The organism is Streptomyces sp. NPDC001156 (assembly GCF_053598275.1).
The window spans coordinates 15,059-37,173 of record NZ_JBSFJX010000084.1; the positions used below are offsets into that span (position 1 = coordinate 15,059).

General features: G+C 68.1%; 27 protein-coding genes and 2 pseudogenes. 11 read left to right on the plus strand and 18 right to left on the minus strand.

Annotation, left to right across the window (positions count from 1 at the left end):
* Window positions 1–74 precede the first annotated feature (74 nt).
* From ACWDA7_RS30635 to ACWDA7_RS30650, 4 genes are read right to left on the minus strand one after another with little or no spacing between them, the layout of a single operon-like run.
* Window positions 75–623 carry a GNAT family N-acetyltransferase gene (locus ACWDA7_RS30635; protein WP_360992770.1) on the minus strand — a complete coding sequence of 183 codons (549 nt, stop codon included), beginning with the start codon at window positions 621–623 and terminating at the stop codon, window positions 75–77.
* Between the two features lie 2 nt (window positions 624–625).
* A complete protein-coding gene (locus ACWDA7_RS30640) occupies window positions 626–1,057 on the minus strand; it encodes a hypothetical protein (protein ID WP_450608224.1) in 432 nt (143 codons plus the stop codon).
* A 15-nt stretch (window positions 1,058–1,072) separates the two neighbouring features.
* Window positions 1,073–1,876, minus strand: a complete 804-nt coding sequence (locus ACWDA7_RS30645) for a hypothetical protein (protein ID WP_450608226.1) — start codon at window positions 1,874–1,876, stop codon at window positions 1,073–1,075.
* Window positions 1,877–1,910: 34 nt separating this feature from the next.
* Window positions 1,911–2,753, minus strand: coding sequence for an IS5 family transposase (locus ACWDA7_RS30650; protein ID WP_450608228.1), 843 nt, complete (start codon window positions 2,751–2,753; stop codon window positions 1,911–1,913).
* A gap of 311 nt (window positions 2,754–3,064) precedes the next feature.
* Between ACWDA7_RS30650 and ACWDA7_RS30655 the strand changes: the two genes are divergently transcribed.
* The 5 genes from ACWDA7_RS30655 to ACWDA7_RS30675 all read left to right on the plus strand — a co-directional run bounded on the left by ACWDA7_RS30655 (window position 3,065) and on the right by ACWDA7_RS30675 (window position 5,630).
* Complete coding sequence (locus ACWDA7_RS30655) at window positions 3,065–3,280, plus strand: hypothetical protein (RefSeq protein ID WP_450608230.1); 216 nt, start codon at window positions 3,065–3,067, stop codon at window positions 3,278–3,280.
* On the plus strand, window positions 3,277–3,777 hold the full coding sequence (locus tag ACWDA7_RS30660) for a DUF6415 family natural product biosynthesis protein (protein WP_450608232.1): 501 nt from the start codon (window positions 3,277–3,279) through the stop codon (window positions 3,775–3,777). The genes ACWDA7_RS30655 and ACWDA7_RS30660 overlap by 4 nt, the downstream gene beginning before the upstream one ends.
* Window positions 3,778–3,884: 107 nt before the next feature.
* Window positions 3,885–4,130 (plus strand): DUF397 domain-containing protein, encoded by a 246-nt coding sequence (locus ACWDA7_RS30665; RefSeq protein ID WP_450608233.1) that lies wholly within the window; start codon window positions 3,885–3,887, stop codon window positions 4,128–4,130.
* 69 nt (window positions 4,131–4,199) lie between these two features.
* A complete protein-coding gene (locus ACWDA7_RS30670) occupies window positions 4,200–4,721 on the plus strand; it encodes a hypothetical protein (RefSeq protein WP_450608235.1) in 522 nt (173 codons plus the stop codon).
* Between the two features lie 12 nt (window positions 4,722–4,733).
* On the plus strand, window positions 4,734–5,630 hold the full coding sequence (locus ACWDA7_RS30675) for a JmjC domain-containing protein (RefSeq protein ID WP_450608237.1): 897 nt from the start codon (window positions 4,734–4,736) through the stop codon (window positions 5,628–5,630).
* Between the two features lie 355 nt (window positions 5,631–5,985).
* Here ACWDA7_RS30675 and ACWDA7_RS30680 read toward each other — a convergent pair whose 3' ends face one another.
* The 3 genes from ACWDA7_RS30680 to ACWDA7_RS30690 all read right to left on the minus strand — a co-directional run bounded on the left by ACWDA7_RS30680 (window position 5,986) and on the right by ACWDA7_RS30690 (window position 8,057).
* The gene (locus ACWDA7_RS30680) at window positions 5,986–6,888 is read right to left on the minus strand and encodes an aminoglycoside phosphotransferase family protein (RefSeq protein ID WP_450608239.1); all 903 of its coding nucleotides are present in this window, start codon (window positions 6,886–6,888) and stop codon (window positions 5,986–5,988) included.
* A 148-nt stretch (window positions 6,889–7,036) separates the two neighbouring features.
* Window positions 7,037–7,720 carry a maleylpyruvate isomerase family mycothiol-dependent enzyme gene (locus tag ACWDA7_RS30685; protein WP_450608241.1) on the minus strand — a complete coding sequence of 228 codons (684 nt, stop codon included), beginning with the start codon at window positions 7,718–7,720 and terminating at the stop codon, window positions 7,037–7,039.
* Between the two features lie 10 nt (window positions 7,721–7,730).
* Window positions 7,731–8,057, minus strand: a complete 327-nt coding sequence (locus ACWDA7_RS30690; RefSeq protein WP_450608242.1) for a hypothetical protein — start codon at window positions 8,055–8,057, stop codon at window positions 7,731–7,733.
* A 117-nt stretch (window positions 8,058–8,174) separates the two neighbouring features.
* On the opposite strand from ACWDA7_RS30690, the gene ACWDA7_RS30695 reads away from it, so the two are divergent.
* Window positions 8,175–8,621, plus strand: coding sequence for a DUF6093 family protein (locus ACWDA7_RS30695; RefSeq protein WP_450608244.1), 447 nt, complete (start codon window positions 8,175–8,177; stop codon window positions 8,619–8,621).
* Here the strand turns inward: ACWDA7_RS30695 and ACWDA7_RS30700 are convergent.
* The gene (locus ACWDA7_RS30700) at window positions 8,588–9,211 is read right to left on the minus strand and encodes a DJ-1/PfpI family protein (protein ID WP_450608246.1); all 624 of its coding nucleotides are present in this window, start codon (window positions 9,209–9,211) and stop codon (window positions 8,588–8,590) included. The two genes, ACWDA7_RS30695 and ACWDA7_RS30700, sit on opposite strands and share 34 nt — an antisense overlap.
* A gap of 88 nt (window positions 9,212–9,299) precedes the next feature.
* On the opposite strand from ACWDA7_RS30700, the gene ACWDA7_RS30705 reads away from it, so the two are divergent.
* From ACWDA7_RS30705 to ACWDA7_RS30715, 3 genes are all read left to right on the plus strand, one after another.
* Window positions 9,300–10,637: an aminotransferase-like domain-containing protein gene (locus tag ACWDA7_RS30705; protein ID WP_450608248.1), complete on the plus strand. Its 1,338-nt coding sequence runs from the start codon at window positions 9,300–9,302 to the stop codon at window positions 10,635–10,637.
* 179 nt (window positions 10,638–10,816) lie between these two features.
* Window positions 10,817–11,491 (plus strand): recombinase family protein, encoded by a 675-nt coding sequence (locus ACWDA7_RS30710; RefSeq protein WP_450608250.1) that lies wholly within the window; start codon window positions 10,817–10,819, stop codon window positions 11,489–11,491.
* 256 nt (window positions 11,492–11,747) lie between these two features.
* The gene (locus ACWDA7_RS30715) at window positions 11,748–12,026 is read left to right on the plus strand and encodes a hypothetical protein (RefSeq protein ID WP_450608252.1); all 279 of its coding nucleotides are present in this window, start codon (window positions 11,748–11,750) and stop codon (window positions 12,024–12,026) included.
* 269 nt (window positions 12,027–12,295) lie between these two features.
* On the opposite strand, the gene ACWDA7_RS30720 is transcribed toward ACWDA7_RS30715, so the two are convergent.
* The 9 genes and pseudogenes from ACWDA7_RS30720 to ACWDA7_RS30760 all read right to left on the minus strand — a co-directional run bounded on the left by ACWDA7_RS30720 (window position 12,296) and on the right by ACWDA7_RS30760 (window position 19,124).
* Entirely contained in the window at window positions 12,296–12,709 is a 414-nt protein-coding gene (locus ACWDA7_RS30720) for a DoxX family protein (protein ID WP_450608253.1), read from the minus strand.
* A 548-nt stretch (window positions 12,710–13,257) separates the two neighbouring features.
* Window positions 13,258–13,376 (minus strand): annotated as a pseudogene (locus ACWDA7_RS30725) (IS6 family transposase); the annotation flags it as partial.
* 149 nt (window positions 13,377–13,525) lie between these two features.
* Entirely contained in the window at window positions 13,526–13,912 is a 387-nt protein-coding gene (locus ACWDA7_RS30730; protein WP_450608267.1) for a hypothetical protein, read from the minus strand.
* A 128-nt stretch (window positions 13,913–14,040) separates the two neighbouring features.
* Window positions 14,041–14,208: pseudogene (locus ACWDA7_RS30735) on the minus strand (gfo/Idh/MocA family oxidoreductase); the annotation flags it as partial.
* Window positions 14,208–14,603, minus strand: a complete 396-nt coding sequence (locus tag ACWDA7_RS30740) for a Gfo/Idh/MocA family oxidoreductase (protein ID WP_450608254.1) — start codon at window positions 14,601–14,603, stop codon at window positions 14,208–14,210. The gene ACWDA7_RS30740 and the pseudogene ACWDA7_RS30735, both read right to left, overlap by 1 nt.
* A 97-nt stretch (window positions 14,604–14,700) precedes the next feature.
* Window positions 14,701–15,582 carry a mycothiol conjugate amidase Mca gene (mca, locus tag ACWDA7_RS30745; RefSeq protein WP_450608255.1) on the minus strand — a complete coding sequence of 294 codons (882 nt, stop codon included), beginning with the start codon at window positions 15,580–15,582 and terminating at the stop codon, window positions 14,701–14,703.
* Window positions 15,583–16,120: 538 nt separating this feature from the next.
* A complete protein-coding gene (locus ACWDA7_RS30750) occupies window positions 16,121–17,212 on the minus strand; it encodes an alkene reductase (RefSeq protein WP_450608256.1) in 1,092 nt (363 codons plus the stop codon).
* Window positions 17,213–17,300: 88 nt separating this feature from the next.
* The gene (locus tag ACWDA7_RS30755) at window positions 17,301–17,858 is read right to left on the minus strand and encodes a TetR/AcrR family transcriptional regulator (RefSeq protein ID WP_450608257.1); all 558 of its coding nucleotides are present in this window, start codon (window positions 17,856–17,858) and stop codon (window positions 17,301–17,303) included.
* 702 nt (window positions 17,859–18,560) lie between these two features.
* On the minus strand, window positions 18,561–19,124 hold the full coding sequence (locus ACWDA7_RS30760; protein WP_450608259.1) for an NADPH-dependent FMN reductase: 564 nt from the start codon (window positions 19,122–19,124) through the stop codon (window positions 18,561–18,563).
* A 139-nt stretch (window positions 19,125–19,263) separates the two neighbouring features.
* On the opposite strand from ACWDA7_RS30760, the gene ACWDA7_RS30765 reads away from it, so the two are divergent.
* A complete protein-coding gene (locus tag ACWDA7_RS30765) occupies window positions 19,264–19,809 on the plus strand; it encodes a MarR family winged helix-turn-helix transcriptional regulator (RefSeq protein WP_450608261.1) in 546 nt (181 codons plus the stop codon).
* A gap of 215 nt (window positions 19,810–20,024) precedes the next feature.
* Here ACWDA7_RS30765 and ACWDA7_RS30770 read toward each other — a convergent pair whose 3' ends face one another.
* On the minus strand, window positions 20,025–21,524 hold the full coding sequence (locus ACWDA7_RS30770; RefSeq protein WP_450608263.1) for an MFS transporter: 1,500 nt from the start codon (window positions 21,522–21,524) through the stop codon (window positions 20,025–20,027).
* A gap of 328 nt (window positions 21,525–21,852) precedes the next feature.
* Between ACWDA7_RS30770 and ACWDA7_RS30775 the strand changes: the two genes are divergently transcribed.
* On the plus strand, window positions 21,853–22,115 hold a 263-nt coding region (locus tag ACWDA7_RS30775; protein WP_450608265.1), incomplete at its 3' end, for a hypothetical protein.

The window sequence follows — 22,115 nt, forward strand, 5'->3', positions numbered from 1 at the left end:
GGCCAGAGGATACACACGGGAACGCCGACACGGTGCGCTCAGCACCGCCGTCGATGCGTGAACGGTCGGATGGGTCAAGCCAGTTCGCGGGTCATGGACGCGTAGACGGGACTGTCGGAGAAGGGCTGCTGTTGGCCGACGGTCCGGTAGCCCCACGCCTCGTAGACGGCCTGCACGGACCCGTTGCCCGCGGCCGGGTTCACCAGGAGGGTGACGCGCTGCTCGGTGCGGTGGGACAACCATTCTTCGTGGATCTGCCAGGCCACGCCACGCCCGCGCCACGGCTTGCGGACGACGATCTCGTTGAGGGCGACGGTGCGCTTTCCGTCTTCGGTGGTGTAGCCGTCGGGCAGCGGCGTGCTCATCGAGCGCCACCATGTGCTGTCCGGGCCGAGCGTGATTCCGAATGCGAAGCCGACTGGTTCGTCGCCTTCCCAGCCGACCGCTGCGGTGAAGCCGGGGCGGGAGGAGTACCGGGTGAGGCGCTCGTCGAACCGTTCCACGCTGTTGAACTCGTTGTTCAACTTGAAGTCTCCGTGGCGGACTTCAGCATGAATGTCGAGGATGATCTGCCGGATCTCGGGGAGCTGTTCGGCGGTGTAGTGCTTGACCTCAACAGCCATGATCATGCCCTCCTGGCGTTCGCGTGCTGGTCGGCCCAGTCGGCTGCATAGCGGCTACCTGGGGCGATGGCCGCCAGAGCCTGGGTGAACTCGTCCAGCAGGCGCCCTGATCGCCCGGTCAGTGAATCACTGCCCTCGCGGGGCAGTACAGAGCTCGCGGTGGCATATGCGTGCTCTACGTCGCGTTGCCTGATCTGCGAAAGGGCCAGCTGGGTGCGGTAGTAGGTGCGGTTTCGTCGGTACTCGGGCCGCAGTTGGGCCAGGGTGTGGTGGAAGTGCGCCTCGGCCTGCTCGTGTTGACCGAGCTTGGTGTACGCGATCGCGGACAGCCCTTCAAGTTCGGCACGGTCATAGAAGCCGACCCAGGCGGGCCGCTGGGTGTGCGGGTCCGCTTTGGCGAGGGCGTCGCGGGCGCTGTCGAGGGCTCGTTCCACACCGCGATGGTCCTTTTACGCTGCCAGGACCCCGGCGAGGCGGGCTGAGGCCAGGGAACGGAACAGGGGGTCGCGGCGACACATGGAGGAGGCGCGGCCGGCCTGCGCTGCGGCCACCGCGTCGTGCGGATTGTCCTGCTGGCTGGCGAGGAGGGTGGCGTGCCCGAGCAGCCGGAGCCGGATTTCCTCGCTGCCCGACAGGCTGGCCAGCGTCATTGCCCGGTCGAGGTGGCTTTGGGCGCGGTCGGTCTGTCTGGTGTCGATGGCGGCCCACACGGCGGTGCCGGTGAATGCGGCTGCCAGGTAGTAGAGGCGGGCGCGGACGCGCTGGCTGGCTGAGCCGACCTGCTGGAGTTCCATGGCGTGGTGGGCGAACGCGAGGGCACGCGTCTGGATGTCGAGGGCGGCGCCGTGCTCGTTGTCGGAGGCGATCAGCTGCTGGAAGGCGTGCTCAAGACGGTCGGCGTCGTTCATGCCGACGCGCAGCGAGCTGTGGGCTGGGGCAGGAGGCATGGCGGCTGCGGCTGCGAGGCCGAGAGCGGATCCGGCGAAGGTGCGTCGCCGCACGGGGTCCTCCGGGGTTTCTGGTCGGGCGGTGGCTGTCCGGCGCGGGGGTCTGGTGAACCCGAGTTCCTCTATCGGGCAGCCGAACTCTTCTTCCAGGGCGCGGCGTTGTCGCGCCTGCGGCCACCGGGTTTTACAGGTGAGGTAGTTGCGGATGTGCCGGTCCATGAGGGTTCCGGCGCGGCCGGTGAACTGCTCGATGCGCTTGTTGAGGCGGTCGGCGAGTTCCTGCTGGCCCAGTCCGGCGGCCTGCATGCAGGCCTCAAGTAAGAGTGCCCGGCAGTAGGTGTTACTTGAGGCGTTTGGTGGTGGGGCGACTGTTCCATCGGTAGCGCGAGGTGGCGCGGCGGATGAGCATGCGGAGCGTGACGATAGCGGCGGACAGGTAGAGGTAGAAGTCGACGACCTGGCTGCGTTTCTCGGTGCAGCGTCGCAGTTTGCCGAAGCCGTTCATCCAGGCATGACTGCGCTCGACCACCCATCTCTTGCCGGCCTGGATCGGAGCGGGCACGCCCTTGAGGGCGATCTCGCCGGTGAAGCCGAGTTCCGACAACGCGGCCCGGGTCTTGTGGCTGTCGTAGCCACGGTCCAAGTTGACATTGACCTGATCTGGCAGGGATCCGACCTGCTCCTTTGCGTCCTCCAAGGTGGGTACGAGCAGCGGTGAATCGTGCCGGTTGGCCCCGGCTGAGACGATGCCCAGCGGGATGCCGCGGGCCTCGGTGGCCACCGAGCGCTTCAGGCCCTGCTTGCCCCGGTCCACTGGGGAGCGTCCGGCGGCCTCGCCACCGCAGGGAGCCTTGGTGATGCAGCCGTCCACGGACAACTCGCCCAGCTCAAGGCCGATCATCCTGTCGTACGCCTCAAGCGCCAGGGCGTGCAGCTGCCGGGCTATCCCGAGTTGGGCCCAGTAGGCGACTCGTCGTCGGATGGTGCGGTCCGAGCATCCAGGAGTCGCGACCCGCTCGTAGCCGGAGCCGTGGACCAAGGCGGCGATTACGTGGTCGAACACAACGCGGTCCGCAATGCGCGGGTTGTGGCAGCCCAACGGGTGGCTGTCCACGTGCTCCGGTAACAGCGTCGCGAACTGGTCCCACAGGGGTTCGAGCAGGCATGATGGCAGGACAGGCACGAGCCCTCCGGTGATCACTGAGCGTAGAGAACTCCATGATCACCATGGCTCGTGCCTGCTCGACTTCCAGGGTCGCCCTCATCAACAACGCACGCCTACTGCCGGGCACTCTAAGGCGTTCCCTGCCATGTGCAGACGGTAGCGGTGTGACGGGCGTCACGTCACCGCGAAGGTAAAAATTACCGGTCGTTGGTGCCTCGATTGTTCCCGGAATTGCCTGGGCCTCCCGCCGCCTCAGCGGTTGTCTGGTAAAGGCTCGCCCGCCCAGCGGCGGATGGGCCGCTCGCGCAGCAAACGAGGGGACCAGGACCGTGAACACGATCGACACCACGCTGGCCACGACCCCGCTTGAGGACCGCCCCCGCTGGCCCGCGGCCCAGACCGCCATCATCAGCGGCCGGGCGATGGGCATCGTCACCACCGCGTACGCCGGCGCTGCGGCGCTGGACGACTGGCTCGGCGAGCACCAGGCGTTCCTCTCCCAGGTGGCGACCATGCCGACTGTGGCCGAGAGGGCAGCCCGATGACTGGCCCCGTAGAGACAGAGAGCGGCACCCAGCCGCTGGACATCGCGACGATGCGCCAGACGATCGGCCGGCTGCTCCCTCCCGACGTCGAGCCGCTCGACACCAGCGAAGTGGACACCCTGACCGCCCTGCTGCGCGGGCACATGGAGCTGGTCATCCCCGCAGTGCACGCCGTCGTGCAGACGTTGCCCAAGGACGACGTGCCCCGGTACTGCGCGCTGGCCTGTATCGACGAGGCGCGCGGCAGGCTGGGGCGTATGGCAGCCGGACCGGCACGGCACGACCGCCTCGTGTACGCCCGCCGCCTGGCCCGCTCGCTGAACGCCCTGTGCGACCACTACGAGGCGCTGACGGGCGTGCGCATGTGCCTGGCCTGTGACCAGCCGATCCGGGCCGGCGAGGCCACACGCCCGTACGACAAGGTCAGCCCGCCCGGTGACGCGGCCGGTGAAGGCCGCATCCACGAGCGGTGCGGCAACTCCGTGCGCCGCCGCTGACCCTCTCAGACCCCCGCCCCGGGCCCCAACCCTGGACAGGTCGAGCCTCGGGGCTGGTTGCACAACGGCGCGGAGACCGCTTCTCCGAACAGGATCACTGGAGGTCAATGATGACCAAGCCCAACCTGTACGAGCTGCCCGCAGCCGCCGACGCCCCCGCCCGCTCGTGGTGCGGTGGCAACCTCGGCGGCGACAACGAGACGTGCGTGACCACCCGGCCGCTCGCCGGCGTGGACGCGTTCGTCGTCGGCGACTCCAAGCCCGAGGGTGCCGGGCGCGAGCTGCGCATGACCGGTCCGGAGCTCGACACGTTCGCCCTCAACTGGGCTGCCAGCCGCAGCCTCGCGCTCTAACCTGGGCGCTCACCCCACCGAGCATCACGGGCCGTCCCACCATGGGGGGCGGCCCGTCCCGGAGGATGCATGACCATCACCGCCCCTGAGGCACCCAAGGTCACCAGCCAGACGTGGACGGGCCATTGGCACGGGTTCGGCCCCTGGATCGGCCCTCTCACCCGCTACGCGCAGGAGGGCAGCAGGAGACCGCCGCACCCCGTGCGGCCTGAGCCCGGCGCGGACCATGCCACTCGCTACCAGGAGGCCGCGGGCGAGTTCGCCACGTCCGGTCTGCCGCCGCTGATGACCGGTCACTGGCTGGCCAAGCAGGGGCAGGCTGCTGCCGCCCGCACCTGGACGGACGCCGCTGACGCGGTCGAGTGGATGAAGCAGCACTACACCGACCATCCGCCGTTCGAGCGAAGTGATGGCCTGCAGTCCTACGTCAGCCTGGACGCGAAGCTCGCGTACGCGTTCGATGTCCTGCCCCGTGGGGTGGACGTCTGCTGGGTCCACTACACCCAGTCGCGGAGCCTGATCTCGCTTTCCGTCGTGTGCTGCCCGAACCTCTTCCACCCGGACCTGGAGTGTCCGGCGCTTCCTCAATGACGAGGAGATCAGATGTCGCTGAGCATGCTGCTGCCCCCGCAGGGGGTGGCTGACTTTCTGGCCGACTGGCCTGCCGAGCCCCGCGTGTACGAGCGCGGGCGCACGGCCCTCGACAGCATCGTCACCGTCCGCTCCCTGCACGAGTGGATCGACACAGGGTGTGTCCCGGCCGCCGAGGTCGCAGTCATGAAGGCCGGTCCTTCCAACCGGGAGGCCTTCAAGACCGACGGGCGCACCGACCCCGTCAAGCTCCGCAAGCTCTACGCCGGCGGCCACACCATCCGCCTCGGCAACCTGCAGCGCGTCATCCCGGCCTTCGCGAACATGACCAGGGCGATCCAGCGGGAGACCGGCTACAGCAACTACGTCCACGCCTTCCTGACGCCGCATGGGCAACAGGGGCTGCTGCACCACTGGGATCAGCAGATGGCGCTCATCGTGCAGATCTCTGGGGCCAAGACGTGGCAGCTGTGGAAGCCGGTCCACGAGGCACCGATGCGCGAGTATCAGGAGTCGTTCCGGGTGTGGCAGCCCGACTTCATCCCGGCCTGGGAGGCTGCCGGGCCGGACCTGTCGATCGACCTTGAGGCCGGGCAGACGCTGGTGCTGCCAAGAGGCTGGGTGCACAACCCGCATGCCCTGGGCCACGCCCAGGACAGCGCCCACCTCACGTACGCCATCCGTGAGCGCACTCCCCTGTGGCTCGCCGAGCAGCTGGTGGCGCGTGCGATCGAGCAACCGGAATTCCGGCGTATCATCCTGCCCCGGGACTTGCAGCGGCCCGCGCTCACCGACCAGTTGGGCGAGACCGCGCAGGCCCTCGTAAAGTTCCTCGGCGCCCTTGACCTGAACGAGGTTGCCGCTCTGGTCCATGATGCGGCGGTGAACGAGTTGGAATACACCACCTGACGGCCTCCCCCTGTGCCGCCCCTGTCGTCTGCTTCCCCCCGTGGCAGATGGCGGGGGCTTCCAGCCCCGCCCTTCCCGGTTCCGAATCCGGGAGGGCGGGGCTTTCGCTTCGCCTCAGCTACCTGCGGTCAGAGCCTTCCGCGCTTGCGCAAGCCGTCGAGCTCTTCATGTGCCCAGCAGCACAGGTGGTAGTCGCACGCCTTCAACCCGAGGGCCACGGCCTCGGGCTCGAACTGTGCTGCGAACAGGTCCGGGTGCCGCCCCAGTCCGGAAACATGGTGGCAGTAAGGGCATCACGAGCAGGTAGAGGTCCGTTCGTCTCCACGGGGAGAACATCGTGAGCGACGCTCCGTGTCTACATCAAATCGCCTCTCAGAACACGATCGAGCGCCGCCTGGCCTGCGGGTCCCCATGTCGGCTTGCCGCCAGGAAGGCCCCGATCTCCGTTCTGGCCCATAAGCATGAGGAATAGGCTTTTCAGAGCAGCCAGCCCGCGGGCGCGCCGGATCGTCGCCTCGTCCGCATGCGCGTACCCGTCGAAGAATCGTGAGGCGGCGCCCGCGGGAAGGACCACCCATGCGGCCGCGAGGTCCCACGCCGGATCGCCGGCGAACATGGCACCGAAGTCGATCACGCCCGACAGCGTGCCATCCGCGACGACGACATTCGCCGGATGAAGGTCACCGTGCACCCATACCGGCGGGCCCTCCCACTCGGGGGCCGCGACGGCATCATCCCAGACGGCCCGGACCTCGTCGGCAATACCGCCGGGGACGGCGGCTTGAAAGAAGTGGTCGAAGCCGTCCGTGCACTTCTTGGGGTGAGCGCCGCGGTCCTCACTGGTCGGCGCCTCGGTGGGCGCCTCCACATGGAGCGCCCTGAGGAAGCCCGCCAGAGTGTCGGCCGCGTGGTCGCCGCGGCTGATGGAGGTGTAGTCCAGTGGTTCGCCGGGAACCCACGTCATGATCGTCCAGGGCTTCGGGAAGCGCGCGGACGGTTCACCGACCCGCACAGGATTCGGGACCGGCAGCGGCAGGCGCGGGGCCAGAACGGGCAGCCATCGGCACTCCTTGCGCTGGAGGTCCGGGGCATGTTCTGTACGCGGCATGCGCACAGCCAACTCGTCGCCAAGGCGCCACTGTTGGTTGTCCCAACCGCCCGCTACCTCGCGGATGGCCAGCCCTGCAAGGTCCGGATGCTGCTCCTGCAGCAGGTCGTGGACCAGGTCAGCGGTGATCTCGATCTCGGAGTCGGTCATGCGAAGCCACAGTACTGGGGCAGGCGGAGCGGCTCTCGCTCTCCGGAAGATCTAGCCGTTCAACCTGCTGCTGAGAGAGAGCAGTTTGCGTAACCTCTGGTGGGAACGCCCTGTGCGCCGCGGCATGTAGAACGACACAGGGACATGCTCAACCAAGCGTGAGCCATCGAATGCCCAGGCGATCAACCTCCGCTGTTTCCTCCTCGGTGATCGGATCGCGTCCGGTCGCCTTGCGCAGGAAGCGGAGTTGGCCCCAGCCGAGCTTCTCCAGTGCTGCCGCACTGTCCGGGCCGAGCAGAAGATCCTGCACCACGTCCGCGGCCTGCGAAGTCAGCCAAGAGTCGTGTCCCAGGGCGTCGGCCAGGTCCAGGCCATGCACCGCGACCTCGACCACCCGCGTCACCAAGAACTCCGACAACAGCATCGGATCCCCGTGCCTGGTGCGAACCACGCGCCCGTTTGGCTCGGCCCTGCACAGCCGATCCACCTCCCTCCAGGTGGCGTCAAAATCCTGGCCGAGGCCAGCCCTGCTGAGTTGCTCGGCCGCGTGCTCCTGAGCCAGCGCGATCCGGGCCGCGTTGGCGTCCGGGGCGAAACGGTTGTCGGGCCGGTAGTACTGCGCTGCCGACACCTCGGAGCGGACGGGCGCCGGTGCGGCCAGCATCCCGGGCAACCAGGCGATCACCACCCGGACGTGCGCGAGCAGGTCGCCAACTGTCCACGGCGCGCATCGTGTCGGCAGACGCCACTCGGCCTGCGACACTGCGGCCATCGCCTGGGCGAGTTGCCCGGCCTCGATACGAAACGCTTCAACTACCCGCCCTTGATCCATACCGATCAAGCTACGTGGGCGGAACTGGTGCAGCGGCAGATCTCAAGCACGGTCTCAGAGAGGGGCTCGCTTCACGCTCGCGTGGGAGCGGGTCGAAGACTCCTGTGAAGTCCTCACGTGCCTGTGTTCGAACTTCCCCGCTCTGCACGGAGTTGAGGAAGATGAGGCGGTCGGCCTGCGCCTGGTGCAGGGCGAATCGCCTGTGACTGGCCTCTGCCTCTTGTCGGCGCCGCCGCTCGTAGGTCTCCCGGTCGGCAAGGAGCTGCTTGAGCCGGTCGACGCGGAAGTTGGCGCGGGCGTCGAGCAGATCCGAAGTTGTGATGGACTCCGTCGTCATGGTCCCCCCGGTTGGTGTGCGCGAGCGTAGCCCGGAAAGCGATTGTTCAGCAGCGACTGCGTTGAAGGGCTCGTGCTTTCAGAGGAGTTGTCCGCGCGCAGCCCTAGGCTCGAACGCATGAGCAGTCCCATTGCGCTGGCCGCTGCCGCCCCGATCCTCGCCAGGATCATGGTGGACACCGTTCAGATCTTCCGGCCCGGCCCGGAGGTCCTGGACCCGGACTCGGGTGTGTACGTGCCGGGCCCGGACATCATCATCTACTGCGGGCTGGGTGCGATCTTCTCCGCCGGCGGGCCTGGCCTGGTGGTGGCCGTAGCGGGCCAGCCGGTGCTGTCTCTTCTCCCCAGGACTACAGACCACGGGCGGCAACCAAGCGATACGAACGGTTGTGGCTGGAGACCAGCACATCACGGACCCCGTGGTCGAGGGAGGATCACGTCGCCGCTGCGGTCGCCCCGGAGATCCTGCGCCGTCCGGATACCGTCGCGAAGGTCGCGGCTTCCTAGCCGGCCGTTGCTTGCGACTGGTTGTCAGACGAGCGCCGGGGCGGGAGCGGGCAGGTAGGGGGTGATGTTGCGCCAGGCGCGCTCGATGTATTCCTCCTTCTCGCCGACCGGGGCGACATAGTGCAGCGCGCCTTCGGCGGCGTCGTGGCCCTGGAGGCGGGTGATGATCCAGGCCGCGAGGTAGTGCGAGGCCAGGCAGCCGCCGGCGGTGGCGATGTTGCCCTTGGCGTAGAAGGGCTGGTTGAGGACCTCGACGCCGGCGGCGACGACCCACGGCTTGGTGATCAGGTCGGTGCAGGCGGGGATGTCGTTGAGCAGGCCGAGCCTGGCCAGCACGAGCGCGCCGGAGCACTGCGCCGCGATGAGCTGGCGCGAGGGGTCCAGGCCCCGCAGGATGTTCATGATCGCCGGGTCTTCGGTGACCTCGCGGGTGGCGATGCCGCTGCCGACGATGACGGCGTCGGCGGCGCACGCCTCCTCCAGCGTGGACATCTGCTCGATGACCACCCCGTTCCTTGACGTCACCTTGGGGCTGGGGGTGGCGATGGTGACGCGCCAGTCGTCGGTCTTGATGCGGTTGAGCACACCGAGCGCGATCAGGGAGTCGAGCTCGTTGTAGCCCTCGAAGGTGAGGATGGCGATGTGCACGACGGCTGTCCTTCCGGAGGAGTGGAATTCGACGGTAAGAACCCGCGAGCAGGACAGTCAAAGAATTGTCATGGATACAATCCGGTGCATGGCAGCCTCGCGATACAAGAAGCTGGTCGACGCGCTCGCAGCCGACATCCGGACCGGGCGCCTCGCCCCGGGGGTGCGGCTGCCGACCCACCGCGCTCTCGCCGCCCGCGAGGGCATCGCCGTGGTGACCGCGACCCGGGTGTACGCCGAGCTGGAAGCGATGGGCCTGGTGAGCCGGGAACAGGGCCGCGGCACGTTCGTGCGGGACATCGCGGTCCCCGCCGGTCACGGCATCGATCAGCAGGCCGTCGCCACGGACGCGGTCGACCTCAACTTCAACTACCCGTCGCTGCCCGGCCAGGCTGATCTCCTGCGCCAGGCCCTGCGAGAGGTGGCCACCTCCGGTGAGCTCGAGTCGCTGCTGCGCTACCAACCACACCGAGGGCGCCCCCAGGACAGAGCCTCCATCGCACGACACCTCACACGCCGGGGAATCACCACCGACGCGGATCAGATCCTCGTCGCCAACGGTGCCCAGCACGGCCTGGCCGTCACCGTCATGGCCACGCTGAGCGCCGGCGACGTCGTCGCGGTCGACGCACTCACCTACCCGGGTTTCAAGGTGCTCGCGCACGCCTTCCATCTCGACCTGGAGCCCATCCCCACCACCACGGACGGGCCGGACCTCGATGCCCTGGAGAAACTGTGCGCGACCCGCCCGGTGCGCGCGATCTACACCATGCCCACCCTGCACAACCCCCTGGGCTGGGTCATGCCGGCCACTGACCGCACCCGCCTGATCAGGATCGCCCGACAGCACGGTCCGCTCATCATCGAAGACGGCTCATATGCCTACCTGGTCGAGGATCCTCCACCGCCTCTGGCCGCCACCGCACCGGACATCACCGTCTATGTCTCGGGACTGTCCAAGAGCATCGCCACCGGCCTGCGGGTCGGCTTCGTCCTCGCCCCGCCGTCCACGGTTCCGTCCCTCGAACGGGCCATCCGGGCAACCACCTGGAACACCCCCGCCCTCACCACCGCCATCGCCTGCCGCTGGCTCGACGACGGCACGGTGAACCAACTGGAAGCGCAGAAACGAGACGACGCCAGGGCCCGCCAGGCACTCGTCAGGCAGGAGCTGGCGGGCCTCCCGCTCATCAGCTACCCCTCGTCCTACTTCACCTGGCTGCCACTGCCCGACGACGCACGCGCCGACCGTCTCACCGCCACCCTCGCGCGCCGGCACATCTCGGTCACCACGGCAGAGCCGTTCACCACGTCGACGCACACACCACAGGCGATCCGCCTCGCCCTGGGCTCGACCGACCTGGACAGCCTCCGGTCGACGCTGCGCACAGTACGACGAGTCGCCGTCGAGGACGCCTACACCTGAACTCGGGCTCCAGCCCTTCAGTCGGCAAACAGACGTTTGACGACATGCGGCCGACGCGTCCAATGAACCCGTGCAATCCGGGGTTCGCGGCGGCGCGAATCCAATCAGGTCCGATGGTGATTGCTGACAGGGTTTGACGACAGATAGGGTCCGATCCTCCGCACGGAAGGGGCCCCTCGGTGGCGAACCTGGTCTACAAGCGGGTCTCGACCGACCAACAGTCGACCGACCGTCAGAACCTCGTCTTGGACGAGGCCGAGATCGAGGACCCGGTCGTATTCGAGGAAGACCCGGGCACCTCCAGCCGCCTCCACCCGCTCCAACGGCCGAGGTTCAGCGAGCTGCTCACGTACGCGCGGCCGGGCGACACCGTGCACATCTCCGAGATGTTCCGCCTCGTACGCGGCACCGGGCACATCCTCGACGTGCTCGACGTGTTCCACCGCGACCGCCTCGCCCTGTGCATCCACGACGGCGCGTTCTCCGCGATGGACCTCACCGCCCGCCACCCGCGCACCGGCGAGCTGCTGTCCACCGTGAAGTTCATGGTGCAGACCCTCGCCGCCGCCGGCGAACTCCAGCGCGAATTGACCTACGACGGACTGCGCGCCGCCGAGGCCAAGGGCAGCAAAGGCGGGCGCCGCCCCGCCGTGGCGGCCGACAAGGCCGACGCCGTCCGCACCGCGTACCTGGAGGGCCGCTCGATCGCCGCCCTCGCCCGCGAGCACGGCGTCAGCCGCGGTGCCATCCGCACGGCCGTCGCCGACCTCATGCCCGACCACACCGCCATCGAGGAGGACGCCCCCCGACCCGGAGCTGCCGGTCACCCTCGACATGCCGGGCAAGGTCGCTGACTTCCTCCGCAGCACCGAGCTGGAGCATGCCGAGCGGGCCGCGCTCGACCAGGGCGTGACCGTATGACGCGGCCAGGGCTACACCCTGCGCGTCAGCGCCGTGCCCGCGGTACACCGCGGACTCCTCGACGCTGCCAGCCCCTCGACGACACCCAGGGCCCGGCCATCCCGGCACAGCGCAAGGCCCGCCGCGAGTACGAGAACCGCGTGAAGGTCCTCGGGTTCGCTACGGTCGGCACATGACACCCCCGCACCCGTGTACGTCCTGATCCATCCCGACGGCCGTGCCGAGTGGGGCGACCGCATCGCCACCGCCGAGAGGGCCATGGGCTCTCACGGTGTCGGCCGTGCGGACCTCACCCCCGGCTCGCGACTACGGATCGTCACCTCGGACTGCGCGCTGATTCTGCGTGACGAGTACGCGCCCAACCCGTACGCAGCCGCCGCGTTGGCCCACGTCGACTCGGTCTACGCAACTGGCACCAGGTCGCCGGTCGGTGTCCAGGACCTTGGCTCTTTGGTCTTCCGGCGGTGATGGGTGCGGCGGCGTGGTCGTTCGCTGTTCAGTGCCAGGGTGTCCAGCCACTTCTTGATCTTGCAGCGGTTGGCGTGGGCCAGCTGAAAGACAAGCAGGATCGTCTGTGCCGCGATGCCGCGGATGCGCCGGGAACCCGCCGACTCGATCCCCTCGGCCAGGGGGTTCTTGGCGTAGCCGTTGTAGCCCTCGACGCTGTTGCGGAGCCGGAAGTAGACCTTCTGTCATTGAGCAGCGGAGGCCGGGCCCTCGGGTCGGGCCCGGACCGATCAAGCGAACGTCCCGCCTTTGCCGACGATGCTGAGCGTGAGCTCGCGGCGGTTCCACATGACGACCACTGCCAGGATGAGCAACACCGCCGCTGGTACCGGACTTTGGTCGATCACAAACAAGCAGGTCAGGAATGCGCCTGCCATGACTCCGGTGAGCATCAGACCACCCAGGGCGCTCAGTCGGGGAACGAGCAACAGTACGGCCCCGGCCAGCTCCAGGGAACCGGTGACATATCGAAGCCATTGCCCGACACCGACGTCCTGGAAGAGTTTGACCATGTCCTGCGCGCCGGCCAACTTCGAGACCCCCGCCATGACGAACAGGACGGCCAAGATGACCTGAAGGACCCACAGGACGATGTTCCGGGCCTTCCTCTCACCCTTGGGTATATTCTGCACGGAATTAGACATATCTACTCCCTTGGCGCGCGTACCGGGCGGCACTCACACCCGGTACGAGGCCAGCCGCTCGCTTGAACATTCATGTCACACCTTAAAGTGAGACTCATGAATGCTCAAGTGTGAGCCTCGTGAGCGTCAATCCGGGCCTCTCCAGCCCACGGTCCAACGCGTGTGGTGTGGGGTTGGCGCGTCGCTCGCACCGTCATCCAGCTCTGCGGTTCCGCTCCTTCACTACCGAGACAGGCCAAGCCGGCAGCCCAGACTGGCTCGAAGGTCAACCACTCCGAATCCGACTCGGACAGTCCACGCTGGATCGTGGAGGACACCGTCCGCGGCCACTCACCAGCAACGTCACCGCGATCCCCTGGGGTGAGACGGCGCACGGACGGCCGGGTGGGCATCGCTTGCGGCCCTTCGGGCCCGGAGGATGTACGCGCCGGGTGCGTGCACGGGGCGGAGCGTGCCGTTTGTGGGACGGCCGACCCAAGACCCTTTTGCGGGTTCTTAGGCGCGACGGCGGTCAGGCCGGCCAGTGCCACCATGATGCGGTTGCAGCACCAGCGGCGGACGGTCTCATGCGAGACGATCACGCCGCGCTCGAGCATCAGTCCCTCGACCTCGCGGACGCCGGGCGGGAAGCGGAAGTAAAGCCACACGCAGGGGAGATGACCACCACCGGGTAGCGGTGCCCTTTGCATCACGGCGACGTGCTGCCCACGGATGACCCCTCCCAGCGTGATCAGCCAGAGGATCATCCCACCAGCCGGTCGAGGTGACAGCGCCGAGGCGAGTCCCCCCGCGTGGCCAAGCGGCCTTACTGAGGAGTCAGGCGTGCTCCGCCGCGCGCTCGATCCGGTCGAGCAGTCGGTGGTGTCGGGCTCCGTGGGCGAAGTCGGGCACCTCGGAGCCGTCCTGCGTCAGGTCACGCTGGATCTGCGCGTAGGCGGCGCCGACGTTGTACGCGGGGGTTCCGCGCAGCTCCTGGAGCGCGGGGTCGAAGTACCGTTCGGGTACGGTGAGCCGACTGAGATCGGCGTCGGATCCGTGCGCCCCGTCGATGCTGAACTCGCCCAACTGAAGATGTCCAATGTCGCCGGGGATGACCAGGTCCCCGTCCGTTCCGTTGATCTCCCAGTGGAAGCCGCGGGAGATGCCACCGAGGTAGTGGACAGAGGCCACGGCGCCGGAGCAGAGCACGCCGCCGAGCACCACCTGGTCGGCGACGTTGGGCCGATAGACCCGGCCGGACTGCGGGTCCTTGACTTCTCGGTGGCGGGTGGCGGGTGGCGGGTGGCGGTGACAGCGGTGACCTTCTCGACATCGCCGAGCACCATGGTCAGGCCGTCCATGGTGTGCCCGAACGGGATGGTCAGCATGGTTGCGCCGTTGGCGCGATCCAGCAGGTAGGCGCCGTTTTCAGGGAAGACCGCTCCCCGGCCTCCGCCCGAGGCCACCAGGCTTGTCGAGAGCACCTCGCCGACGTAGCCGTCGGCGACCAGATCGCGCATCAGCGCACTGCCGGGGCGGACCGCGCCTGCAGTCTGGTGAAGGTGCGCAGCCCGCGCTCGGCAGCGGTGGTCGCCAGCTCCTCGGCCTCGGCCAGTCCGTTGCCCAACAGCCACTCGGAGAACACCATCTTGCCTGCAGCCAGGGCGGATTGGATCATCTCCCGATGATCCGGCACCTTCACGGTGACCACCACCACGTCGACCTCGTCGGCCTCCGCCAGTTCGCCGGCCGTCCCGAAGGACCGCGTGACTCTGTACTTCTCCGAAGCCTGCCGCGCGGACTCGGCGCTGCTCGCAGAAAGTGCGCGCAACTCAAAGCCGTCCAGCTGTTGCAGCGCGGGCAGGTGGGCCTGGAAAGCCCAACCGCGCCTGGCGGAAAGGCCGACGATGCCCACGCCAATGGGGCCTATTGGGGGGATGGCATGGTGGTACTTTTCCGCAGTTCGAGGCACTGTTTGATGAGTGGTACGAGGGCAGCCGCTGACTTGAAGGTCAGACGGCGATGTCGGCGGGGACGCCAGCGAACAGGTCGTCCTCGGGGAGTGAGGTGTCGACCAGCGAGCGGGCGAGTTCGTACTCCTCGGTCGGCCAGATCTCGCGCTGGACGTCGAGCGACACCCGGAACCACGGGCCGTCCGGGTCGATCTGGGTGGCGTGCGCGATCAGCGCCCGGTCGCGCACCTCGAACCAGTCGGCGCACTGCACCCGTGTGGTGAACTCGCGCTCCTTGCGGCCCTCCTTGTCCCAGTCGGCGATCCACTCGCCGTAGGGGGACTCTTGGCCGTGCTCCACCAGGTAGGCGTGGAGGGCGCGGATCCGGGCCATCGACATGCCGTGGTTGTAGTACACCTTCAGCGGCTGCCAGGGCACACCGGACTCCGGGTAGGCGTCGGGGTCCCCGGCCGCGTCGAAGGCGGCCATCGTGATCGTGTGGGTCATGATGTGGTCGGGGTGCGGGTAGCCGCCGTTCTCGTCGTACGTGGTGATCACGTGCGGCCGGAATTCCCGGATCAGCCGGACCAGCGGTTCGGCCGCCTTCTCCACCGGCTCCAGCGCGAAGCAGCCCTCGGGCAGCGGAGGTAGCGGGTCGCCCTCCGGCATTCCGGAGTCGACAAAGCCCAGCCAGGCCTGCTTGACGCCGAGGATCTCGCGGGCGGCGTCCATCTCCTGGCGCCGTACCTCGTGGATGCTGGCCTCGATCTCGGGGTCGCCCTGGAGCTTCGGGTTGAGAATGGAACCGCGTTCGCCCCCGGTGCAGGTGGCCACCAGAACGTCCACGCCCTGGGCGACGTACTTCGCCATGCTGGCGGCACCTTTGCTGGACTCGTCGTCCGGGTGGGCATGGACCGCCATCAGCCGCAACTGCTCTGTCAACGCATGTTCCTTCCGCATCGCCCCGCTTGCGGGGGGGGGGGGGGAGTCCTTGGCCGGGGCCCTGCACCGAACGGAGGACCACTCAGCGGCCTGTCATGCCTTTCATGGCGGTGATGTTGTGCGCGTATCGCTCCACCGTCGCCGTGGCAGTCAACTCAAGCCTTTTGCAAGGCGTCTGAGCTCACGTCACGGTGAAGGCGGCCGGCACCCGGATGCCGCGGGCCACCCGCACGCCGTTGGCATCGCACCGGGCACCGGTGAAGGTGAAGCCCGAGTGGCTGCCTGTCCCCAGGAGCGGATCGGGCCGAAGTCCGCTGCCCGTCCGGAAATGGCTGCAGATGACGGTGCACAAAGCGGTCTACGGTCACCGACCGCTGCGAGGTCAAGCCTTCACTTGAACTTTCATGACACACTCTAGGCAACAACTCATGAATGTTCAAGTGTGAGTCGACTCGTCGGCGTTCAAGCCGACTCCACGGCCCGGCTCGCGATGCCGTCGCAGGGGGAGGCGTTTTGGTACGGGCCCCGTGATGGCCGGTCAGCTGATCAGGGAGGGGTAGTCGGTGTACCCGGTCGCGTCGCCGCCGGAGATCACCTCCGGCCGCAGTTCATTGAACGGGGAACCGTCGGCGAGACGGCGTGGCAGGTCGGGGTTGGCGATGAAGAGGCGTCCGAATGCGATGGCGTCGGCCCAGCCTGCGCGAAGGATGCGGGTGCTCTTGTCGGGGGTGTAGTTGCCGGCGGCGATGATGACGCCGTCGTACGCCTCGCGGAGCCTGATGCGGAAGTCGTCGCTGAGTGCCGGGCCGCCGACCCAGTCGGGCTCGCACAGGTGGAGGTAGCCCAGTTCACGCCGGTTGAGTTCACGGGCGATGTGCAGGCCCATCTCCAGGCCGTCGCTGTCGTCGAGGCCGCCGGCCTTGATCATGGGGGAGATGCGCATGCCGACGTGGGCCGGATCCCAGGCGTCCACGACGGCGTCGACGACTTCCAGGGGGAAGCGGGCGCGGTTGTCGAGGCTGCCGCCGTACTCGTCCTCGCGGTGGTTGCTGCTGCTGGACATGAACTGCTGGAGGAGGTAGCCGTTGGCGCCGTGGATCTCGACCATGTCGAAGCCGGCGGCGCGGGCGTTGAGGGTCGCACGGTGGTAGTCGTCGACGACGCGGGGCAGTTCATCGGTGGCCAGGGCGCGCGGGGTGGGCGCGTCGACGGACATGAGGTCGCCGTCGGGGCCCTGGATCCTTGTGGTGCCCTTGAACGGCAGGGCGCTGGCGGAGACGCCCGGCTCGCCGCCGTGGACGGCGGGGTGGGTGATGCGGCCGACGTGCCACAGCTGGAGGGCGATCCTGCCTCCCGCCTTGTGGACGGCGTCGGTGATGCGGCGCCACCCGGCGACCTGCTTCTCGGAGTGGATGCCCGGGGTGGCGTGGTAGCCCTTGCCTTCGGGGCTGATCTGGGTGCCTTCGGTGACGATGAGGCCCGCGCCGGCGCGCTGGGTGTAGTACTCGCGCATGAGGTCGGTGGGGACGTCCCCGGGCTGGGCGGCGCGCATGCGGGTCAGGGGCGCCATGAACACGCGGTTGCGGGTGGTGAAGGCGGGCAGGGCGAGCCGATGGGTCAAATTAGGCATGGGTATCCCCTCCAGCCGGCATTGGCCGGCTGTGATCGGTGTTCTTGGAAATGTGTCCCGCCGCCCAATGCCGGACGGGCGGGTCTGCCTAGTCGATGCCGTGGGCGGTCAGCAGGGCCTCGACCGCCGCGCGCACGGAATCCGGGTAGCGGCCGGTGAGCAGGGTGTAGTCGGCCGCCCCGGTGTGCAGCACGACGATCTGCTCCGCGAGGACCTCCGGCTCGAACGCCCCGGCGCGAGCGGCCTGGCGGCGCACATAGCCGTGCAGTTGGTCCTTGTGAGAGCGCGCCTGCCGCACTGCAGGGTGCGACGGGTCGCGGAACTCGGTGCCGATGTTCACGAAGAAGCAGCCGGAGAATCCGGGAGCCTCGCCGTGGACGCGCTGCGCCTCGAAGACTCCTAGCAGCCGCTCACGTGGTGTGGCGTCATCGGTCTCGTCGGGGAAGTCCTGCACGGCCATGTCGTGACACCGGTCAAGGACCTCCGCCAGGAGTTCGCCCTTGGACCGGAACTGCTTGTAGAGCGTTTTCTTCGAGATTCCGAGATCGGCAGCAACGCGGTCCACGCCCACGGCGTGGAACCCCTCACGGTGGAAGAGGCCGGTGGCGTGCTCCACCAGGCGGTCTCTGGTGCCTTCACCATCCATGATTTGAATGTACCACGCATGGAAACAGTTCTGTTTCCTGGTGAGTGCATGCCATTGCACGCCGGTTGTCCCATGTGGCGAGTCTGCCGTGGCAGATAAGGATGCAGGCGATGACGGTGAGAACGGGCACGTGTTCGGCTTTGCCCTCGTAGCGGCGGCGGGGCGGCAGCAGTTGGGCAACAGATGCGTTCGATCGCCCAGTGGTGGTGGCCGAGCCGGGTGGACGCGAGCCTCTGCAGGCGCAACCGGGGCCCGACGCCGCGGTCGCACAGCCCCGAGGACGCGGCTCGTCGTAGTCGCCGCCCAGCGGTGGAGAGGCGCTCCCTCCCCCACTCCTGCCTCGCGAGGGCGGTTTCACGGGGAGTCCGAGTCCCGCGCAGCACTGACCGCCCGGGGGCCGAGCGTCAGTGCACGCCAGAGTGCGCTTCAAAGGCCCCGGATCCTGTCGCGGCGCGATGGCAACCAGCGGTCCCTCCACGGGGCACCCTTGCCGGGCTGAAGGTGGAGCGGGCGTGACACAGGTCGTGGCTGGTCGTTGAACCCGAGGCTGTGATCACACCCGCAACGGGGCCCTGGGTCGCCGGGGCTCCGTTGCGGGTTCAGCCGCGGAGCCGGCCGAACAGGCCACCGGCGCGGCGTTCGCGCTCTCACGCGATTACGGCGAGGGAAGTTCCCTCGCCCCCCTTCCGGCGGGCGAGGGTGTCAGACTCGGACCGTCTTGAGGGCGCGGGCCCAGGATTCCAGCTGGTCGAACAGGGTGGTCGCGGCGGCGTCGTGCTGCTCGGCCGGCTTGAAGACGGAGAAGTTCTCGAAGTCGGTGAACAGCGAGAAGGACAGCTGCTGACGCACGTGGGCCAGCTGCAGTTCGCTGGCCACGCCCCGCAGGTGCTCGATGGCCCGGGCGCCGCCCAGGGAACCGTAGGAGACGAAGGCGGCGGCCTTGTTGTTCCACTCGCCGTACAGGTAGTCGATCGCGTTCTTGAGTACGCCGGAGGTGGAGTGGTTGTACTCGGGGGTCACGAAGATGTACCCGTCGAACTCGGCGATCTTGGACGCCCATGCCTTGGTGTGCTCACCCTGGTACTGGCCCATGGCCGGCGGAACGGCCTCGTCCAGGTGGGGCAGCGGGTAGTCGACGAGGTCGACCAGCTCGTACTCGACGCCGGCGCGGGCGCCGGAGCGGTCCACCACCCAGTCCGCGACAGCCTTGCCGTTGCGGCCGGGCCGGGTGCTGCCGAGGATGACGGCGATCTTCAGGTCACTCATGGGTCTTCTCCTTGACGGGCCACCGATGCGAGGCCGGCCTCTTTATATGAACATTCATGTCAGATCCTAGAGTGGGGACCCATGAAATTTCAAGTGTGAGCCCTGACTTGTGAGCGTTCATGCCAGATAGACTCCAGGCATGCCTGACCAGCCTCGGCCGACGAACGATCAGCCCCGCTGGCTGACCCCGGCAGAGCGGGAGACGTGGCAGCAGTTCGCAATGATGCTGCACCGACTGCCCGCCGCCCTGGGGGCGCAGCTGCAGCGCGACGCACAGCTCAGTTACATCGAGTACTACGTCCTCGCCGGACTGTCCGATCAGCCGGGACACCGCATGCGCATGAGTGACCTGGCCGTCCTGGCCAACTCCGAGCAGTCACGCCTCTCCCACATGATCAGCAGGCTGGAACGCCGGGGTTTCGTCCGCCGCGAACCCGACCCCACCAACGGCCGGTACACCCAAGCGATCCTGACCGACGCCGGCCACGCCCATCTCACCGAAGCCGCCCCAGGACATGTTGCCCAGGTACGCGACCTCGTCTTCGACGTTCTCGACCCCGCTCAGCTCACCAGCCTGCGCAACGCCGCCGAGAAGATCAGCGAAAGGATCGACCGCCGGGAGCAGCAGGCCGGCCCCCGCACGGACACCGCCCCCCAGCCGTCACACCGCAACGCCACGCCGTGATGGCCTCGATGCGAGACGCAGGCCCGGGCACTCGCTCCGACCCTCGGCGAGATCGTGGAGATCGTCGCCGAGGGGCCTTCGCCGGACGAGACCGGTGCGGACCTGCCCTGACTCCGCTGAGCCGTTCACTCAGAAAGCCGCGGCAGGTCCCGGGAGCCGTGGGTGCGCGGCGTTCCTTCCACGCGCCCACGGCAGGTTCCTCGCTACCGGGAGCCTCAGTGGGCAACCACCGGCACCGCCACCTCGACGCTCTCGCCGCCCGGGCGGCGGTTGACCAGGGTCAGGACGATGAGCGTGGCGATCACCAGCATGCCGAGGGCGAACCAGATGGCATTGGCGTAGCCGTGCACCACGCCCTGCAGCTGGACCAGCTGCCGCTGCGGCTTCGTCCCGGCGCCGACGATGTGATCCTTGACGTACGAGGTTGTCGCGGAGGCGGCGATCGTGTTCAGCAGGGCGGTGCCGATCGCCCCGCCCACCTGCTGCGAGGTGTTGATCATCGCGGAGGCGACACCGGCGTCCCGGGGCTCGATGCCCAGGGTGGGCAGGGACATGGCGGGCGCGAACGTCGTACCCATGCCGAGACCGAGCAGTACCAGCGCCGGCAGGACGGTCGAGGCGTACGACGAGCCGACCTCCAGCCGAGCCAGCAGCAACATGCCGGCCGCGGCCACCAGGAAGCCGGGGCCCATCAGGAACCGGGCCGGAACGCGGGTCACCAGACGCGTGCCGATCTGGGTCGAGCCGACCATCATGCCCGCGACCATCGGCAGGAAGGAGAACCCGCTCTTGACCGGCGAGTAGCCCTTCACGACCTGCAGGTAGTAGGTCAGGAACAGGAAGCTGCCGAACATCGCGATGACCGCGATACCGAGGGAGAGGTAGACCCCGCCTCGGTTGCGGTCGGTGACCACGCGCAGGGGCAGCAGCGGCGCCTTGACCTTGACCTCGGTGACAACGAAGGCGAGGAGCAGGACCGCCGACACGACGAACAACGACATGGTCGTGGTGTCGCTCCAGCCGTCGGACTCGGCACGGGCGAAACCGTAGACCAGCGAGACCAGGCCCAGAGTGGACAGGACGACGCCGGGGATATCGAGCGGGGAGCGGTTGCGGCCGCCCTCGGGCTCACGGACGACGAGATAGGCACCAGTCGCCGCGACGATCGCAAACGGGACGTTGACGAAGAACGTCCAGCGCCAGTCCAGGTACTCGGTGAGCACCCCGCCGAGAATGAAGCCGACGGTGCTGCCACCACCAGCGATCGCGCCGTAGATGCCGAACGCCTTGGCGCGCTCCTTGGCGTCCGTGAACGTCACGGCAAGGAGGGAGAGCGCGGCAGGGGCGAGCAGGGCGCCGAAGGCGCCCTGGAGGGCGCGGGCGCCGAACATCGCCGCGCCGGTGGTCGCCGCGCCGCCGAGTGCAGAGGCCCCGGCGAAGCCGACCAGGCCTATGACGAAAGCTCTCTTGCGGCCCCACAAGTCGGATACCCGGCCGCCGAACAGGAGCAGACCGCCGAAGGCCAGGGCGTAGGCCGTGACGACCCACTGACGGTCGCCGTCGGAGATGCCCAGGTCCTGCTGGGCGGAAGGCAGGGCGATGTTCACGATGGTCGTGTCGAGGACGACCATCAGCTGGGCGAGCGCGATGAAGACGAGCGCTTTCCAGCGGCTGTCGTGTGCGTCACCGGGAGCCTTGAAAGCTGTGCGAGACATGAAGGTATCCACTTCGGGAAAAGAAAAAAGGCCGGCTGAAGGTGACTGAGAGCGTGAGGGACGACCGGCTCGTCCACATCGACAGCGGACGGTCTTGTCGCGAGTGACGCACGAAGCGGTCGACGCTCACCGATCGGCGCGAGGCCAGCCCCTCACTTGAATTTTCATGCCACATCCTAGGCGTCGACTTATGAAGATTCAAGTGCGTGGTTGTGCAGCAGGTGCGGACTATCCGCCGCGCACAGCCCCTCCTGCACGCCGCGTCTGATCGCCTTGGTCCTCGGGGTCGGCGGACCCGGCCTTCAGTCCCTGTGGCTGCTACTTCAGGGTGGACGGGAGCGCGCCCCTCACCCCGGTCGTCACCAATCCGGACTTCCCTCGGGTGGGCAGCCCGGGAACGCCGACGAAGGCGGCCGGGCAGCCCACCACGTTCAGCTTCAGCTCCACCAGCGATCCCCTGCCCAGCGGGTGCGCCGAGGCGGGGGCCCCGGACTGCCAGGCCAGCGGCTTGGACCACTTCGAGTACGCCCTGGACCAGGAACCGGGCATCGGTGCCGCCCGGGTTCCCGCCGACGCGGAGGGCAACGGCAC